Here is a 16,634-nt window from a genome sequence, read left to right on the forward strand (position 1 = left end):
CGGGGCTTGCAGGCGCCCGACGCAATCCGTCATCCGAATTCCGTACACTTCGCGCCTCGCTCATTGCCTGTCTGACTGCCTGTCCGGAGCCCCGCTCATGAAATTCCGCTTTCCCATCGTCATCATCGACGAGGACTTCCGCTCCGAAAACACTTCGGGCCTCGGCATCCGCGCGCTCGCGCAGGCCTTCGAAAGCGAGGGCTTCGAGGTGCTGGGCGTCACGAGCTACGGCGACCTGAGCCAGTTCGCGCAGCAGCAAAGCCGCGCCAGCGCCTTCATCCTGTCGATCGACGACGAAGAGTTCTCGGTCGGCCCCGACCTCGACCCGGCCGTGCTGAGCCTGCGCAGCTTCATCGGCGAGGTGCGTCGCAAGAACGCCGACGTGCCGATCTACATCTACGGCGAGACCAAGACCTCGCGCCACATCCCGAACGACATCCTGCGCGAGCTGCACGGCTTCATCCACATGTTCGAGGACACCCCCGAATTCGTGGCGCGCCACATCATCCGCGAGGCCAAGAGCTACCTGGAAGGCGTGCAGCCGCCGTTCTTCAAGGCGCTGATCGACTACGCCGAAGACGGTTCGTACTCGTGGCACTGCCCGGGCCACTCGGGCGGCGTGGCGTTCCTGAAGAGCCCTGTGGGCCAGATGTTCCACCAGTTCTTCGGCGAGAACATGCTTCGCGCCGACGTCTGCAACGCGGTGGAAGAACTGGGCCAACTGCTCGACCACACCGGCCCGGTGGCGGCCAGCGAGCGCAATGCGGCGCGCATCTTCAATGCCGACCACTGCTTCTTCGTGACCAACGGCACCAGCACCAGCAACAAGATGGTGTGGCACCACACGGTGGCGCCCGACGACGTGGTGGTGGTGGACCGCAACTGCCACAAGTCGATCCTGCACGCGATCATCATGACCGGCGCGATTCCGGTGTTCATGAAGCCCACGCGCAACCACTTCGGCATCATCGGCCCCATTCCGAAGAGCGAGTTCGAGCAGAGCGCCATCAAGGCCAAGATCAAGGCCAACCCGCTGCTGGCCGACGTGGACCCGAACAAGGTCAAGCCGCGCGTGATGACGCTCACGCAGTCGACCTACGACGGCGTGATCTACAACACCGAGACGATCAAGAACATGCTCGACGGCTACGTCGACACGCTGCACTTCGACGAAGCCTGGCTGCCGCACGCCGCCTTCCACCCGTTCTACGGCGCCTACCACGCGATGGGCAAGCGCCGCGTGCGCCCGAAGGAATCGCTGGTGTTCGCCACGCAGTCGACGCACAAGCTGCTGGCCGGCATCAGCCAGGCCAGCCACGTGCTGGTGCAGGACTCGCAGAATCGCGCGCTCGACCGCGATCTCTTCAACGAGGCCTACCTGATGCACTCGTCGACCAGCCCGCAGTATGCGATCATCGCGAGCTGCGACGTGGCCGCCGCCATGATGGAGCCGCCCGGCGGCACCGCGCTGGTGGAAGAGAGCATCCTGGAAGCGCTCGACTTCCGCCGCGCCATGCGCAAGGTCGAGGAAGAGTTCGGCAAGGACGAGTGGTGGTTCAAGGTCTGGGGCCCCGAGAAGCTCGTCGACGAAGGCATCGGCCGCGCCGAAGACTGGATCATGCACGGCGAGAAGAACGGCAAGCCCAAGAGCAAGAAGTCGCCGCGCAACTGGCACGGCTTCGGCGAACTGGCCGACGGCTTCAACATGCTCGACCCGATCAAGTCGACCATCGTGACGCCGGGCCTGGACCTGGAAGGCAACTTTGCCGAGACCGGCATTCCCGCCAGCGTGGTGACCAAGTTCCTGGCCGAGCACGGCGTGATCGTGGAGAAGACGGGCCTCTATAGCTTCTTCATCATGTTCACCATCGGCATCACCAAGGGCCGCTGGAACACGCTGCTCACGGCGCTGCAGCAGTTCAAGGACGACTACGCGCGCAACCAGCCGATGTGGCGCATCCTCCCCGAGTTCTGCCAGCAGCACCCGGGCTACGAGCGCCTGGGCCTGCGCGACCTGTGCCAGCACATCCACCAGCTGTACGCGCGCTACGACGTGGCCCGCCTCACGACCGAGATGTACCTGAGCGACCTGACGCCGGCCATGAAGCCCAGCGACGCCTTCGCCCACATCGCGCACCGCAAGACCGAGCGCGTGGAGATCGACGAGCTCGAAGGCCGCATCACGACGAGCCTGATCACGCCGTACCCGCCGGGCATTCCGCTGCTGATTCCGGGCGAAGTTTTCAACAAGAAGATCGTCGACTACCTCAAGTTCTCGCGCGAGTTCAACCTGCAGTGCCCGGGCTTCGAGACCGACATCCACGGCCTGGTGGCGCGCATCGACGAGACGGGCAAGAAGCGGTACTACGCGGACTGCGTGCGCAAGGCAAGCTGAGAGAGGAGCGTGCCCCGGTGAGGGGCACGGTCTGCGAAGGCGGGGCTAGCCTTCGCGCATCCGCATGAAGCGGGCGAATTTCGGCAACCCGCTCGGGTGCGTGCCGTTGTAGCGGTAGGTCACCAGGCTGCCGATCGGCGGCGGCTGATCGCGCTCGGCGTCGGTCAGGCCGGTGCCGAGCCGGAAGCGCTGGCCGTCGGGCATCTCGACCATCAACGCGCCGAGCCGGCCGTGGTGCTTGCCCTTGCCGGGCAGGTGCGCGACCACGCGGGCCTCGGCGTCCTCGAAGGGCTTGACCTTGAGCAGGTCGTTGTTGCGCTCGCCGCGGTACATCGACGCGCCCCGGTGCAGCATCAGGCCTTCGCCGCCCATCTTCACGGTCTTGTCGAGCAGCGCCTGCAGGTCCTCGTGCGTGGTCGCCGGCTGCTGCGGCACGGCCATCACCCAGGGCGCGTCGGTGATCGGCAGCAGCTTGCGCAGCGCCGCGAGGCGGGTGTTGAAGTCGCCGCCCTGGGCGGGCAGGTCGAACACCATGAAACGGATCTCGTGCCAGGCCGTGTCGCTGGGCGTCTGGCTGCGCACGGTGGACATCGTGTGGTTGAAGCGGCCACGTCCCGCCCACAGTTCGCCGTCCAGCGGCTGCTTGGGCAGCGAGGCGGTGAACCACGCCGGTGCCATGACGGGCTCGCCGCCGCGGGTCCAGAGCTTCTGGCCGTCCCAGTAGCCGCGCACGCCGTCGAACTTCTCGCTGACCCAGTAGCCCGCGAGCGACATGCCGGGGCGGTAGACCTCGGCCAGCATCAGGGCGGGCGCGGCGGCGCGCGCGAACGCGGCGCGACCCGAGAGGGCTGCGCCCAGTCCCGCAAGCAGGAGGAGGGAGCGTCGATTCAACACGATGGCAGGCGCTGGGAGCCGAGAGGGGAAATTACTCCGCCATGCCTCCGACCACGTTGCTGAAGCCGCCGTCCACGTAGGTGATCTCGGCGGTCACGCCGCTGGCCAGGTCGCTCAGCAGGAAGGCGGCCACGTTGCCGACTTCCTCGATGGTCACGTTGCGGCGGATCGGCGAGGCGTCGGCCACGGCCGTGAGGATCTTGCTGAAGCTCTTGATGCCGCTGGCGGCGAGCGTCTTGATGGGGCCGGCGCTGATGCCGTTCACGCGCATGCCCTTCGGGCCGAGCGAGGCGGCGGTGTAGCGCACCGACGCCTCGAGCGAGGCCTTGGCCAGGCCCATGGTGTTGTAGTTGGGCAGTGCGCGCTCGGCACCCAGGTAGGTCAGCGTGAGCAGGGCCGACTTGTCGTTGAGGTAGGGCAGGGCCGCCTTGGCCATGGCCGGGAAGCTGTACGCACTGATGTCGTGCGCGATCTTGAAGCCTTCGCGCGAGAGGCCTTCCAGGAAGTCGCCGGCGATCGACTCGCGCGTGGCGAAGCCGATGCTGTGCACGAAGCCGTCGAATTTGGGCCAGGTCTGCGCGAGGTCGGTGAAGAGCTTGTCGATCTGCGCATCGTCGCCCACGTCGCAGTCGAAAATCAGTTTCGAGCCGAAGTCTGCGGCATATTCGGTGATACGGTCCTTGAATCGCTCGCCGACATAACTGAAGGCGAGTTCCGCGCCCTGGTCGTGACAGGCCTTGGCAATGCCATATGCAATGGAGCGATTGCTCAACACACCGGTGATCAACAGTTTCTTGCCGGAAAGAAAGCCCATGAAGTTGCCTCGTGAAAATCTTGGGCAGAATTCTCGCATGCGAGGTTGGCTGCTCTGGATGTTGGCGCTCCTGGCGCTGCCCTCGTGGGCGGCGCACGGGCTGGGCATGGGTTACGAGCCCAAGTACCCGGCGTCGTTCACGCATTTCGACTACGTGAACCCCAACGCGCCCAAGGGCGGCGACCTGACCCTGTCGGCCGCCGGCAGCTTCGACAAGCTCAACCCCTTCACCTTGCGCGGCGTGCCCCCGGTGGGCATGGGCTACAGCGCCAACGGCTTCGTGTTCTCCGAGTACGGCCTGCTCTTCGATTCGCTGACCACGCCGAGCGAGGACGAACCTTTCTCGCAGTACGGCCTGTTGGCCGAAGACATCCAGCTGGCCCCCGACCGCTTGAGCGTCACCTTCCGGCTGAACCCCAAGGCGCGATTTTCCGACGGCTCGCCGGTGCTGGCGAAAGACGTGAAGTACTCCTTCGACACCCTGCGCAGCAAGGCGGCCGGGCCGACCTTCCGCTCGTACTGGGCCGACATCAAGGAGGCCGTGGTGACGGGCGAGCGCACCATCCGCTTCGACTTCGTGCGCCAGAACGCCGAGCTGCACATGATCATCGGCGGGCTGCCGGTGTTCTCCAGCGCCTGGGGCAAGGGCAAGCCCTTCGACCAGATCGTGACCGAGGCGCCGATCGCGAGCGGGCCGTACGTGGTGGACAGGGTCGATTTCGGCAAGTTCATCTCCTACCGCCGGCGCCCGGACTACTGGGCCGCCAACCTGCCGGTGCGCAAGGGGATGTTCAACTACGACACGGTGTCGTACCAGTACTTCAAGGACTCGCTCGGCGAGGAAGAGTCGCTCAAGGCCGGCGCGCTCGACGCAATGGAAGAGCGCTCGATCATCGCGTGGGTGCGCCGCTACAAGGGCCGCCGCTTCGACTCCGGCGAGCTGGTCAAGGAAGAGATCGCGCATCGCCGCTTCACCGGCATGCAGGGCCTGGCGCCCAACCTGCGGCAGCCGCGCTTCGCCGACATGCGCGTGCGCAGGGCGCTGGCGCTGGCCTTCGACTTCGACTGGCTCAACGCCCACCTGTTCTACGGCCGCCGCGGGCGCACCCAGAGCTATTTCCAGAACAGCGACGACCTCATGGCCCAGCCCGAGGTCAGCCCCGAGGAGCAGGCGCTGATCGACAAGCTCAAGACCCGGCAACGCTACCTGGACAACACCAAGGGCGAGCTGCCGCGCCCCGACAGCAGCGGCGACACCGCCGAAGGCCTGCGGCGCAACCTCGTGAAGGCGCAGGAGCTGCTCAAGGAGGCCGGCTGGAGCTACCGCGACGGCGCGCTGCGCGACAAGGCCGGCACGCCGTTCGTGATCACCATCGACATCGCCGACCGCAGCTCGGGCGTGGTGCTCGCGCCGTATGCGCGCAACCTCGGCAAGCTGGGCATCCGCCTGGACTACCGCCTGCGCGACCCGAGCCTGCTGAAGAAGAAGCTGGACGACTTCGATTTCGACATGGCCATCAGCCTCGTGGGCGGATCGTCGAGCCCGGGCAACGAGCTGTACGACGACTTCGGCTCGAAATCGGCGAGCGAGAAGGGCAGCCAGAATCTGAGCGGCATCAGCGATCCGGTGGTCGACGAGATCGTCGAGGTGATCGTCAACAGCCACGACCGCGCCTCGCTCGCGGCGGCCGCGCGGCTGCTGGACCGCTACTTGCTCCACCAGCACTACATGACCCCGATGTACTACGGCAAGCAGTATTTCATTGCCCACAAGCGAAAGCTGCGTCGCCCGGACGCGCCACTGCCGCAGCGCCTGCTGGCGGGGTCGGCGATGCTGACGATGTGGTGGATCGAGCCGAGCGCCAAGTAAGAGAACAAGAACACGCATGGCCGCCTACCTGATCCGACGCCTCCTGCTGATCGTTCCCACGCTGTTCGGCGTGCTGCTGCTCAACTTCGCGATCGTGCAGTTCGTGCCGGGCGGTCCGGCCGAGCAGCTGCTCTCGCAACTCACCAACAAGGAGAACCGCATCTCGGGCGGCCCCACCGGCCGCACGCTCGACGCCAAGCAGGTGGCCGAGATCAAGGCGCTCTACGGTTTCGACAAGCCGGCCCCCGAGCGCTTCTGGCAGATGCTCAAGCAGTTCGCCCGCTTCGACCTGGGCAAGAGCTTCTTCCAGAGCAAGGACGTGTGGCAGCTCATCAAGGAGAAGCTGCCGGTGTCGATCAGCCTGGGGCTGTGGACCTTCTTCATCAGCTACCTCATCGCGGTGCCGCTGGGGGTGGCCAAGGCGGTGCGCGCGGGCTCGCGCTTCGACTTCTTCACGACGCTGCTGGTGCTCGTCGGCTACGCCATTCCGGGCTTCGTGCTGGGCGTGGCGCTGCTGGTGATCTTCGGCGGCCAGCTGCAGTGGTTCCCGCTGCGCGGGCTGACCTCGCCGAACTGGGAGTCGCTGAGCTGGGGCGCGCGCATCGTCGACTACCTGTGGCACATCACCTTGCCGGTGACCGCCATGGTGCTGGGCAGCTTCGCGATCACCGCGATGCTCACCAAGAACTCCTTCCTCGAGGAAATCCGCAAGCAGTACGTGCTGACGGCGCGCGCCAAGGGGCTGGCCGAGCGGCAGGTGCTGTGGAAGCACGTGTTCCGCAATGCGCTGATCCCGATCATCACGGGCTTTCCGACCGCCTTCATCGGCGCCTTCTTTTCGGGCGCGCTGCTGATCGAGACGCTGTTCTCGCTCGACGGCATGGGCCTGCTGAGCTACGAGAGCGTGCTGCGGCGCGACTACCCGGTGTTCCTGGGCACGCTCTATCTGTTCACGCTGATCGGGCTGGTGACCAAGCTCATCTCCGATCTTTGCTACGTCTGGGTCGATCCGAGGGTGAAGTTTGACTGAAGCCGCCGCCGTGTCCGTGAGCCCCGGGCGCCGTGCCTGGCGCCGTTTCCGCCGCAACCCGCTGGGGTTCTGGAGCCTGGTCGTCTTCTCGGCGCTGGTGGTGCTGAGCCTGTTCGCGGACGTGCTCTCCACCGACAAGCCGCTGGTGGTGCGCTACGAAGGCCAGACCTACTTCCCCGTGCTGCGCGACTATTCCGAGAAGACCTTCGGCGGCGACTTCGAAACGCCGGCCGACTACCTCGACCCCTTCATCGAGCAGCGCATCACGCAGGGCGACAACTGGGCGCTGTATGCGCCCAACCGCTACGGTCCGGCCACGCTCAACTATTTCTCGAAGCCGCCGAACCCCGCCGCGCCTTCGCAGGCGAACCTGCTGGGCACCGACGAACGCGGGCGCGACCTGTTGGCGCAGCTGATCTACGGCTTTCGCGTGAGCGTGCTGTTCGCGCTGGCGCTCACGGTGGTCGGGGTGGTGCTGGGCATCGCGACCGGTGCCGTGCAGGGCTTCTTCGGCGGCAAGATCGACCTGACCTTCCAGCGCCTGATCGAGATCTGGAGTGCGATGCCCGAGCTGTACCTGCTGATCATCTTCAGCGCGATCTTCACGCCGAGCGTGTCGCTGCTCTTGATCCTGCTGAGCCTGTTCGGCTGGATGGGGCTGTCGGACTACGTGCGCGCCGAGTTCCTGCGCAACCGCCAGATGGACTATGTGCGCGCCGCGCGCGCGCTCGGCGTGGGCAACCTGCAGATCATGTGGCGCCACATCCTGCCCAACAGCATGGTGCCGGTCGTCACCTTCCTGCCGTTCCGCATGAGCGCGGCCATCCTGGCGCTGACCTCGCTCGACTTCCTCGGGCTGGGCGTTCCGCCCGGCACGCCGTCGCTCGGCGAACTGCTGAGCCAGGGCAAGGGAAACATCGATGCGTGGTGGATCTCGCTGTCCACCTTCTGCGTGCTGGTCGTCACGCTGATGCTGCTGACCTTCATGGGCGACGCGCTGCGCGATGCGCTCGACCCCCGGAAGGCCGACAAATGACGACGATGCGCGACACGACGAAGAACCAGCCCTTGCTCGACGTGAAGGGGCTGCGCGTCGCCTTCGGCGGCAAGCCGGTGGTGCATGGCATCGACCTGCAGATCGCAGCCGGCGAAAAGCTTGCGCTGGTCGGCGAGTCGGGCTCGGGCAAGACGGTCACGGCGCTGTCGCTGCTGCGGCTGGTGCAGAACGCCGACCTCGCCGGGGTGGCAACCCTGTCGGGGGCGCAGGCGCAGCGCGGTGCGCGCGACCTGTTGTCGATTCCGGAGCGCGAGCTGCGCGGCATCCGCGGCAAGGAGATCGCGATGATCTTCCAGGAGCCGATGACCGCGCTCAATGCGCTGTACACCGTGGGCGACCAGATCGCCGAGGTGCTCGAGCTGCACGAGGGGCTGTCGGCCCGCGCCGCGCAGGAGGCGGCCGTGCAGCTGTTGGCCGACACCGGCATTCCCGAACCGGCGCGGCGGGCGAGGTCGTATCCGCACCAGCTCTCGGGCGGGCAGCGCCAGCGCGCCATGATCGCGATGGCGCTGGCCTGCAAGCCGCGCCTGCTGCTGGCCGATGAGCCGACCACGGCGCTCGACGTCACGGTGCGCGCACAGATCCTTGAGCTGCTGGCCGATCTGCAGCGCAAGTACGGCATGGCCGTGCTGCTCATCACCCACGACCTGAACCTGGTGCGCCGTTTTGCCGACCGCGTGGCGGTGATGGAGCGCGGCCACATCGTCGAGCACGGCCCGGTGGGCACGGTGTTCGAGGCGCCGCAGCATGCCTACACCCGCAAGCTGATCGACAGCCATCCGGCGCGCGACGTGGCCGAGGCGGCCGCCGATGGCGCGGCGCCGCCGGTGCTCGAGGCCCGGGCGCTGCGCGTGAGCTACCCGGTGTCGCGTCCCGGCTTCGCGGGCTGGTTCCGCAAGGGCGAGTTTGTCGCCGTGCAGGGCGCCGATTTCCGGATCGCGCCGGGCGAAACGCTGGGCGTGGTCGGCGAATCGGGCTCTGGCAAGTCGACGCTGGCGCTGGCCGCGCTCGGCCTGCTCAAGCACCGGGGCGAACTGCGGGTGACGGGGAAGGGCTGGGCGGTGGACCGCGCCTCCGACCTCGCGCTGCGCCGCACGATGCAGGTGGTGTTCCAGGACCCGTTCTCGTCGCTCTCGCCGCGCATGACGGTGGAGCAGATCGTGGGCGAGGGGCTGCGCGTGCACGCGCCCGAGCTCGATGCCGCGACCCGCCGGGCGCGCGCGCTCACGGCGCTGGCGGACGTGGGGCTGAGCGAGGCGCAGTTTCCCGCGCTGCTCGACCGCTATCCGCACGAGTTCTCGGGCGGGCAGCGCCAGCGGCTGGCGATCGCCCGGGCGCTGATCGTCGATCCGCGGCTGCTGGTGCTCGACGAGCCCACCAGCGCGCTCGACGTGACCATCCAGAAGCAGGTGCTCGGCCTGCTGCAGCGGTTGCAGCGCGAGCGGGGGCTGAGCTACCTGCTGATCACCCACGACGTCGAGGTGATCCGCGCCATGGCGCACCAGGTCATCGTGATGAAGGACGGCGCGATCCTCGAATCCGGGCCGGCCCTGCGCGTCCTCGACGCCCCCGAGCATCCCTACACACAGAAGCTGGTGGCTGCGGCGCTGCTGGAATAAAAAACGGAGACGGGTGGAAATGTCGAATATCGGACACGACCGGTGCGGTGCCTGGCGCGCGGCGCTGGCCTGCATGGTCACGCTGGCGGTGGCCATGGGCCTGGGGCGCTTCGCCTTCACGCCCATGCTGCCCATCATGCTGAGCGAGGGAAAGCTCGAGCTGGCCGGCGGCGGTTTGCTGGCGTCTCTTAATTACCTGGGCTATTTCTTCGGCGCGGTCAGCTGCGCGGCCATCGGCATCAAGGCGTCGAGCATGGTGCGCGGCGGGCTGCTCGCCACGGCCGCCTTGCTGGTCGGCATGGGGCTGCTGCACAGCTTCGTCGGCTGGGGCGTGCTGCGCGCGGCGGCCGGGGTGATGAGTGCCTGGGTCTTCGTGTTCGCCTCCGGCTGGGGGCTGCGCCGGCTGGCCGAGACGAACGCGCCCACGCTGGCCGGCGTGATCTACACGGGGCCGGGCATCGGGATCGCCATGACCGGGCTGCTGGGCGGGGCGCTGGGCCGCTGGGGTTCGGAAGCGGGCTGGATCGGCCTCGGGCTGCTGGCCGTGGCGCTGATCGCGGTGATCTGGCGGGTGTTCGATGACGGCGAGCGGGCGGGGGCGCCGGCGGGCGGGGCGGTGGCGAGTCCGGCTGTTGCAGCGGGCAGTGCCTCTGGATCGGCGTCAGCCCGAAGCGATGCGATCTGGCTGGTCGCGCTCTATGGGCTGGCAGGCTTTGGTTACATCATTACCGCCACCTTCCTGCCGGTGATCGCCCGGCAGGCGCTGCCGGGATCGCCATGGCCGGATTTCTTCTGGCCGCTGTTCGGCGCGGCCATTATTCCGGGCGCATTGATCGGCGCTCGCGCCCCGGTGCATTGGGACAACCGGCTGCTGCTGGCCGCCGCTTATGCATTGCAGGCGCTCGGTGTCGTGTTTTCGGTGGCCTGGCCGACCATTGCGGGTTTTGCGCTCGGCAGCCTGCTGCTCGGCATGCCTTTCACCGCCATCACGCTTTTCGCCATGCGGGAGGCCCGCCGGCTGCGCGGCAATGCCGCGGCCGGGCTGATCGGCTATGCCACGGCGTCCTACGGGGTGGGGCAGATCATCGGGCCGCTGTTTGCGGCGCCATTGGCCCAGCGCACCGGTTCTTTCGAGCTGCCTTTGCTGGTGGCGGCGGCCGCATTGGCCCTGGGCGCGGTGCTGTTTGCCGTGGTCTGGTCGAAATACCGGCGCCCTGTGGCCGCCTGAATACCGATGTCCTTCATTTATGCACGCGAATAGCATATAATTCGAGGCTCACGACCAAACGGGCGGGTACCAACCGCCCGTTTTTTTTGGTCTATGCATTCTCAAGCAGCAATTATTTGGCGTCGTGGCATCCGTGGTGGGCGGGTGCTGCGGCTTGGGCATTGATTCAGAAGGCGCTTTCAAACACGTGGCATTGCAGCAAACAGTAGAACAAACCGTGGCCGGTCTCGGCTACGACCTGGTCGAGGTCGAGCGCTCGGCCGGTGGATTGCTGCGCGTGACGATTGATTTGCCCTGGACGCCCCCCACCTCTGAAGATGTGGCGGCCGGCGTGCCCGAACCCTTCGTGACGGTGGAAGACTGCGAGAAGGTCACGCGCCAGCTGCAATTCGCGCTGGAAGTCGATGCGGTCGATTACAAGCGGCTCGAGGTCTCCTCGCCCGGTATCGATCGCCCCTTGCGCAATGAACAGGATTTCGAGCGATTCGTGGGCGCGGTGATCGACATCACCCTCAAGGCGCCCATGGGCGCTGCCGCGGCGGGCCAGGTGTCGGCCAATCGCAAGAAGTTTCGCGGCACGCTGGAGCGTGCTGAAGGCGGTTCGGGTTGGCAGATCGTCTGGAGCGATGCGCCCGAGACCAAGCCGGGTCAAAAAGTGAGCAAGAAGCGCGCGCCTGCACCGTTGCATGCGCTGGGCTTCGTATTGGACGAGCTGCGCGATGCGCGGCTCGCGCCGATTGTGGATTTCAAGGGCCGCAAGGCCAAAACCCAACCGGGTTTTTCGGATATTGACGACGGAACGAACGTTCCGGACTGAACAAGAGGAGTGGTGGCATGAATCGCGAAATGTTGATGTTGGTGGATGCGATCTCGCGCGAGAAGAACGTCGAGCGCGACGTGGTCTTCGGCGCGGTCGAATCCGCACTGGCGCAAGCCACCAAGAAGCTCCATCAGGGTGACGTGGATATCCGCGTGGCGGTCGATCGCGACAGCGGCGACTACGAAACTTTCCGCCGTTGGCACGTCGTTCCCGACGAAGCCGGCCTGCAACTGCCCGACCAGGAGATCCTGCTCTTCGAGGCTCGTGAGGAGATGCCCGACATCGAGGTCGACGAATACATCGAGGAATCCGTCGATTCGGTGCCGATCGGGCGCATCGGTGCCATGGCTGCCAAGCAGGTCATCCTGCAGAAGATCCGCGACGCCGAGCGCGAGATGCTGCTCAACGACTTCATGTCGCGCGGCGACAAGATCTTCGTGGGTACCGTCAAGCGCCTGGACAAGGGCGACATCATCGTGGAAGCCGGGCGCGTCGAAGGCCGCCTGCGCCGCAGCGAGATGATCGCCAAGGAAAACCTGCGCAACGGCGACCGCGTGCGGGCCATGATCATGGAGGTCGACCTGACGCTGCGCGGCGCGCCGATCATCCTGTCGCGCTCGGCCCCCGAGTTCATGATCGAGCTGTTCCGCCAGGAAGTGCCCGAGATCGAACAAGGCCTGCTCGAAATCAAGAGCTGCGCCCGTGACCCCGGTTCGCGCGCCAAGATCGCCGTGCTCTCGCACGACAAGCGTGTCGACCCGATCGGCACCTGCGTCGGCGTGCGCGGCACCCGCGTCAACGCCGTCACGAACGAGCTCGCCGGCGAACGCGTGGACATCGTGCTGTGGAGCGAAGACCCGGCCCAGTTCGTGATCGGCGCCCTGGCGCCGGCGAATGTCTCGTCGATCGTGGTCGACGAAGAAAAACACGCCATGGACGTGGTGGTGGACGAGGAAAACCTCGCGATCGCCATCGGCCGCGGCGGCCAGAACGTGCGCCTGGCTTCCGACCTCACCGGTTGGAAGATCAACATCATGGACGCGAACGAGTCGGCCCAGAAGCAGGCGACCGAGACCGATGCCAGCCGCAAGCTCTTCATGGAAAAGCTCGATGTCGACGAGGAAATCGCCGACATCCTGATTTCGGAAGGTTTCAACAGCCTCGAAGAGGTGGCCTACGTGCCGATCTCCGAGATGCTTGAGATCGAGGCCTTCGACGAAGACACCATCAATGAGCTGCGCGCCCGTGCAAAGGATGCGCTGCTGACCATGGAAATCGCCAAGGAAGAAGGTGTCGAAACCGTCTCGCAGAACCTGCGCGACCTCGAAGGCCTCAATCCCGACCTGATTCCGCAGCTGGCTGAAGCGGGTGTGAACACCCGTGACGACCTGGCCGACCTCGCGGTCGATGAACTCACCGAAATCACCGGCCTGAGCGCCGATGACGCCAAAGCCCTCATCTTGAAAGCCCGCGAACATTGGTTCGCCGGCCAAGAGTGACGGTATGGAGGCACGAAAGCAATATGTCCAGTACCACTGTCGCCGAGTTCGCGAACGAGCTCAAGAAGACTCCCGAAACCTTGCTTGACCAGCTCAAGAGCGCAGGCGTGCCCAAAGCGGCCGCCACCGATGCACTCACGGAGGCCGACAAGCAGCGCTTGCTCGGCTTCCTGAAGGCCAGCCACGGCACGGCCGAGCCCGAGCGCAAGAAGATCACGCTGACCAAGAAGTCGACCAGCGAGATCAAGCAGGCCGACGCCACCGGTCGCGCCCGCACCATCCAGGTCGAAGTGCGCAAGAAGCGCACCTTCATCCAGCGCGATGAAGGTCACCCGGCCACGGCCGAAGGCGCGCAGCAGCAGGCGGCCGAAACGTCCGCCGCACCGGCCGCGCCCCAGATCGACGAAGCCGAACTGGCCCGCCGCGAGGAAGACGCACGCCGTCAGGCCGAGCTGATCCGCCGCCAGGAAGAAGAGCTGGCCGAGAAGCGTCGCCAGCGCGAAGAAACCGAAGCCCGCGAACGCGAGCAGGCCGAAAAGGCCGAGCGCGCCGAACAGGCCGAGCAGGAAGCTGCGCGCATCGCCGCCGAGAAGAAGGCCGCTGAAGCCGCCGCTGCCTCGGCCAAGGAAGCCGCGAAGCAGCCGGTGGTTGCCCCCCGGCCGCACCGGCCGCTGTGGCCGCCGCCGCTGCGGCCGCAGAAACCGCTGCCGTCGCCGAAAAGCAGGCTGCCGACACCAAGCTGGCCGCACAGAACGCCGCCACGCAGGCCAAGGAAGACGCCAAGGCCAAGGCCGCCGCCGAATCGAAGGCCCGTGCCGACGAAGAAGCCGCCCGCGCCAAGGACCTCGACGAGCGTCGCCGCAAGGCCCTGGCCGAAGCCGAAGCCATCCGCGCCATGATGAACGCACCGGCCCGCGTGCTGGTGCCGCACAAGGCGCCGGAGAAGCCGCAGCCTGAAAAGTCGACGGTCAAGGGCACGCTGCACAAGCCGGCCACGCCGCCGGGCCGCCCGGGCGCTCCTGCGGCCCCTGGCGCCGCAGCGCCGGCCGCCGCCGGTGCCGGCAAGGAAGTCAAGTCCGCCAAGCTCTCGTCGAGCTGGGCTGGCGATCCTGCCAAGAAGAAGGAAATCAAGACCCGCGGCGATGCCAGCGGCGGTGTCAGCCGCGGCAACTGGCGCGGAGGCCCGCGCGGCCGTCGCGGCAACGACCGTGGCGGTCATGACGAGCAGCACGCACCGGCCGCACCGGTCGAGGCGCGCGTGCTCGAAGTGCACGTGCCCGAGACCATCACGGTCGCCGAGCTCGCGCACAAGATGGCCGTGAAGGCGCAGGAAGTCATCAAGCAATTGATGAAGCTGGGCATGATGGCGACCATCAACCAGTCGCTCGACCAGGACACCGCGATGATCATCGTGGAGGAAATGGGCCACAACGCGGTGGTTGCCGCGCTGGACGACCCCGAAGCCTTCACCGACGAGGACGTGTCGGCGCAACAGGCCGAAGCCCTGCCGCGCGCACCGGTCGTGACCGTCATGGGTCACGTCGACCACGGCAAGACCTCGCTGCTGGACTACATCCGCCGCGCCAAGGTCGCCGCGGGCGAAGCCGGCGGCATCACGCAGCACATCGGTGCGTACCACGTCGAAACCGAACGCGGCATGGTGTCGTTCCTCGACACCCCGGGTCACGAGGCGTTCACCGCCATGCGTGCCCGCGGTGCGCAGGCCACCGACATCGTGATCCTGGTGGTGGCGGCCGACGACGGCGTCATGCCCCAGACCAAGGAAGCCATCAAGCACGCGAAGGCGGCGGGTGTGCCGATCGTGGTTGCGATCAACAAGGTGGACAAGCCCGACGCCAACCTGGACCGCGTGAAGCAGGAACTGGTGGCCGAAGAGGTCGTGCCCGAAGAGTACGGCGGCGACGTGCCGTTCGTGCCGGTGTCGGCCAAGACCGGCCAGGGCATCGACGACCTGCTCGAGCAGGTGCTGCTGCAGGCCGAAGTGCTGGAACTCAAGGCGCCGGTGGATGCCGCCGCCAAGGGCCTCGTCATCGAAGCGCAGCTCGACAAGGGCCGCGGCCCGGTCGCGACCGTGCTGGTGCAGTCCGGCACGCTCAAGACCGGCGACGTGGTGCTGGCCGGCTCCACTTATGGCCGCGTGCGCGCCATGCTGGACGAAGACGGCAAGGCCACCAAGTCGGCAGGTCCGTCGATCCCGGTCGAAATCCAGGGTCTGACCGAAGTGCCGCAGGCGGGCGACGAGTTCATGGTGATGGCCGACGAGCGCCGTGCGCGCGAAATCGCCACCTACCGCGCGGGCAAGTTCCGCAACACCAAGCTGGCCAAGGCGCAAGCCGCGAACCTGCAGAACATGTTCACCGACCTGTCGGCGGGCGAAGTGCAGACGCTGCGCATCATCATCAAGGCCGACGTGCAGGGCTCGCAGGAAGCACTGGCCCAGTCGCTGCTCAAGCTGGCGACCGAAGAAGTCAAGGTGCAGATCGTGTACGCCGGTGTCGGCGGCATCAGCGAAAGCGACATCAACCTCGCGATCGCGTCGAAGGCGGTGGTCATCGGCTTCAACGTGCGGGCCGATGCTGGTGCGCGCAAGCTGGCCGAAGGCAATGGCGTTCAGCTGAACTACTACAGCATCATTTACGACGCCGTCGACGAGATCAAGGTCGCGATGTCGGGCATGCTGGCACCGGAGCGCCGCGAAGAGATCATCGGCTCGGCCGAGATCCGCACGGTGTTCGTGGCCTCGAAGATCGGCACCGTGGCCGGCTCGTACGTCACTTCGGGCTCGGTCAACCGCAGTGCGCATTTCCGCCTGCTGCGCGACAACGTGGTGATCTACACCGGCGAAGTCGACTCGATCAAGCGCATGAAGGACGATGTCCGCGAAGTCCGCGAAGGTTTTGAGTGCGGTATCAAGCTCAAGAACTACAACGACATCAAGGAAGGCGATCAGCTCGAATTCTTCGAGATCAAGGAAATCGCCCGGACGCTGTAAGCGTTCGACGTGAAAGAGGCCATGCCGAAAAGAAAAGCAGCCGCACCCAACCGCGCGTTCAAGGTCGCCGACCAGATCCAGCGCGATCTGACGGAGCTGATCGCGCGCGAGTTGAAGGACCCGCGCGTGGGCATGGTCACGATCCAGGCGGTCGAAGTCACGCCCGACTATGCGCATGCGAAGGTCTTCTTCAGCCTGCTCACGGGCGACGTGGCCGAGACCACCGAAGCGCTGAACCAGGCCGCAGGCTTCCTGCGCAACGGCCTGTTCAAGCGCCTGCACATCCACACCGTGCCGACGCTGCACTTCCTGTTCGACCGCACCACCGAGCGTGCGGCCGACATGAATGCGCTGATCGCACAGGCCGTTGCTTCGCGCTCGAAAGACGACTAGCG

Annotated in this window: 12 protein-coding genes and 1 pseudogene; 11 read left to right on the forward strand and 2 right to left on the reverse strand. The window is 66.4% G+C overall.

Going from position 1 to position 16,634, the window contains the following annotated elements:
- Window positions 1–97 precede the first annotated feature (97 nt).
- Window positions 98–2,395: an arginine/lysine/ornithine decarboxylase gene (locus FFI97_RS06025; protein ID WP_139701637.1), complete on the forward strand. Its 2,298-nt coding sequence runs from the start codon at window positions 98–100 to the stop codon at window positions 2,393–2,395.
- Window positions 2,396–2,440: 45 nt separating this feature from the next.
- Here FFI97_RS06025 and FFI97_RS06030 read toward each other — a convergent pair whose 3' ends face one another.
- Together FFI97_RS06030 and fabI are read right to left on the reverse strand one after the other, a co-directional pair.
- Window positions 2,441–3,289, reverse strand: a complete 849-nt coding sequence (locus FFI97_RS06030) for a DNA ligase (protein WP_139701636.1) — start codon at window positions 3,287–3,289, stop codon at window positions 2,441–2,443.
- A gap of 31 nt (window positions 3,290–3,320) precedes the next feature.
- Window positions 3,321–4,103: an enoyl-ACP reductase FabI gene (gene fabI / locus FFI97_RS06035; protein ID WP_095745393.1), complete on the reverse strand. Its 783-nt coding sequence runs from the start codon at window positions 4,101–4,103 to the stop codon at window positions 3,321–3,323.
- A 37-nt stretch (window positions 4,104–4,140) separates the two neighbouring features.
- Between fabI and FFI97_RS06040 the strand changes: the two genes are divergently transcribed.
- The 10 genes and pseudogenes from FFI97_RS06040 to rbfA all read left to right on the forward strand — a co-directional run bounded on the left by FFI97_RS06040 (window position 4,141) and on the right by rbfA (window position 16,632).
- Window positions 4,141–5,973 carry an extracellular solute-binding protein gene (locus FFI97_RS06040; protein ID WP_139701635.1) on the forward strand — a complete coding sequence of 611 codons (1,833 nt, stop codon included), beginning with the start codon at window positions 4,141–4,143 and terminating at the stop codon, window positions 5,971–5,973.
- A 16-nt stretch (window positions 5,974–5,989) separates the two neighbouring features.
- Window positions 5,990–7,003, forward strand: coding sequence for a microcin C ABC transporter permease YejB (locus FFI97_RS06045; RefSeq protein ID WP_062479827.1), 1,014 nt, complete (start codon window positions 5,990–5,992; stop codon window positions 7,001–7,003).
- Window positions 6,996–8,039 (forward strand): ABC transporter permease, encoded by a 1,044-nt coding sequence (locus FFI97_RS06050; RefSeq protein WP_070060775.1) that lies wholly within the window; start codon window positions 6,996–6,998, stop codon window positions 8,037–8,039. The genes FFI97_RS06045 and FFI97_RS06050 overlap by 8 nt, the downstream gene beginning before the upstream one ends.
- Window positions 8,036–9,679: an ABC transporter ATP-binding protein gene (locus tag FFI97_RS06055; RefSeq protein WP_409574616.1), complete on the forward strand. Its 1,644-nt coding sequence runs from the start codon at window positions 8,036–8,038 to the stop codon at window positions 9,677–9,679. Before FFI97_RS06050 ends, FFI97_RS06055 begins: the two co-directional genes overlap by 4 nt.
- Before the next feature lie 19 nt (window positions 9,680–9,698).
- The gene (locus FFI97_RS06060; RefSeq protein WP_139701634.1) at window positions 9,699–10,907 is read left to right on the forward strand and encodes a YbfB/YjiJ family MFS transporter; all 1,209 of its coding nucleotides are present in this window, start codon (window positions 9,699–9,701) and stop codon (window positions 10,905–10,907) included.
- 187 nt (window positions 10,908–11,094) lie between these two features.
- On the forward strand, window positions 11,095–11,724 hold the full coding sequence (rimP, locus tag FFI97_RS06065) for a ribosome maturation factor RimP (RefSeq protein ID WP_095745389.1): 630 nt from the start codon (window positions 11,095–11,097) through the stop codon (window positions 11,722–11,724).
- A gap of 17 nt (window positions 11,725–11,741) precedes the next feature.
- On the forward strand, window positions 11,742–13,226 hold the full coding sequence (gene nusA, locus FFI97_RS06070; RefSeq protein ID WP_062479821.1) for a transcription termination factor NusA: 1,485 nt from the start codon (window positions 11,742–11,744) through the stop codon (window positions 13,224–13,226).
- A 23-nt stretch (window positions 13,227–13,249) separates the two neighbouring features.
- Window positions 13,250–13,492 (forward strand): annotated as a pseudogene (locus tag FFI97_RS34405) (translation initiation factor IF-2 N-terminal domain-containing protein); the annotation flags it as partial.
- Between the two features lie 407 nt (window positions 13,493–13,899).
- Window positions 13,900–16,239: a translation initiation factor IF-2 gene (gene infB / locus FFI97_RS06075; RefSeq protein WP_409574617.1), complete on the forward strand. Its 2,340-nt coding sequence runs from the start codon at window positions 13,900–13,902 to the stop codon at window positions 16,237–16,239.
- Between the two features lie 21 nt (window positions 16,240–16,260).
- The gene (gene rbfA / locus FFI97_RS06080) at window positions 16,261–16,632 is read left to right on the forward strand and encodes a 30S ribosome-binding factor RbfA (RefSeq protein WP_070060772.1); all 372 of its coding nucleotides are present in this window, start codon (window positions 16,261–16,263) and stop codon (window positions 16,630–16,632) included.
- Window positions 16,633–16,634: the final 2 nt, after the last annotated feature.

It is taken from the genome of Variovorax sp. KBS0712 (assembly GCF_006323185.2).
In the GTDB taxonomy this organism is placed as follows: domain Bacteria; phylum Pseudomonadota; class Gammaproteobacteria; order Burkholderiales; family Burkholderiaceae_C; genus Variovorax; species Variovorax boronicumulans.

Coding starts and splice junctions, on each gene's coding strand:
- FFI97_RS06025 (WP_139701637.1), top strand. CDS start 98: ATGAAATTCCGCTTTCCCATCGTCATCATCGACGAGGACTTCCGCTCC.
- fabI (WP_095745393.1), bottom strand. CDS start 4,103: ATGGGCTTTCTTTCCGGCAAGAAACTGTTGATCACCGGTGTGTTGAGC.
- FFI97_RS06040 (WP_139701635.1), top strand. CDS start 4,141: ATGCGAGGTTGGCTGCTCTGGATGTTGGCGCTCCTGGCGCTGCCCTCG.
- FFI97_RS06045 (WP_062479827.1), top strand. CDS start 5,990: ATGGCCGCCTACCTGATCCGACGCCTCCTGCTGATCGTTCCCACGCTG.
- FFI97_RS06055 (WP_409574616.1), top strand. CDS start 8,036: ATGACGACGATGCGCGACACGACGAAGAACCAGCCCTTGCTCGACGTG.
- FFI97_RS06060 (WP_139701634.1), top strand. CDS start 9,699: ATGTCGAATATCGGACACGACCGGTGCGGTGCCTGGCGCGCGGCGCTG.
- nusA (WP_062479821.1), top strand. CDS start 11,742: ATGAATCGCGAAATGTTGATGTTGGTGGATGCGATCTCGCGCGAGAAG.
- rbfA (WP_070060772.1), top strand. CDS start 16,261: ATGCCGAAAAGAAAAGCAGCCGCACCCAACCGCGCGTTCAAGGTCGCC.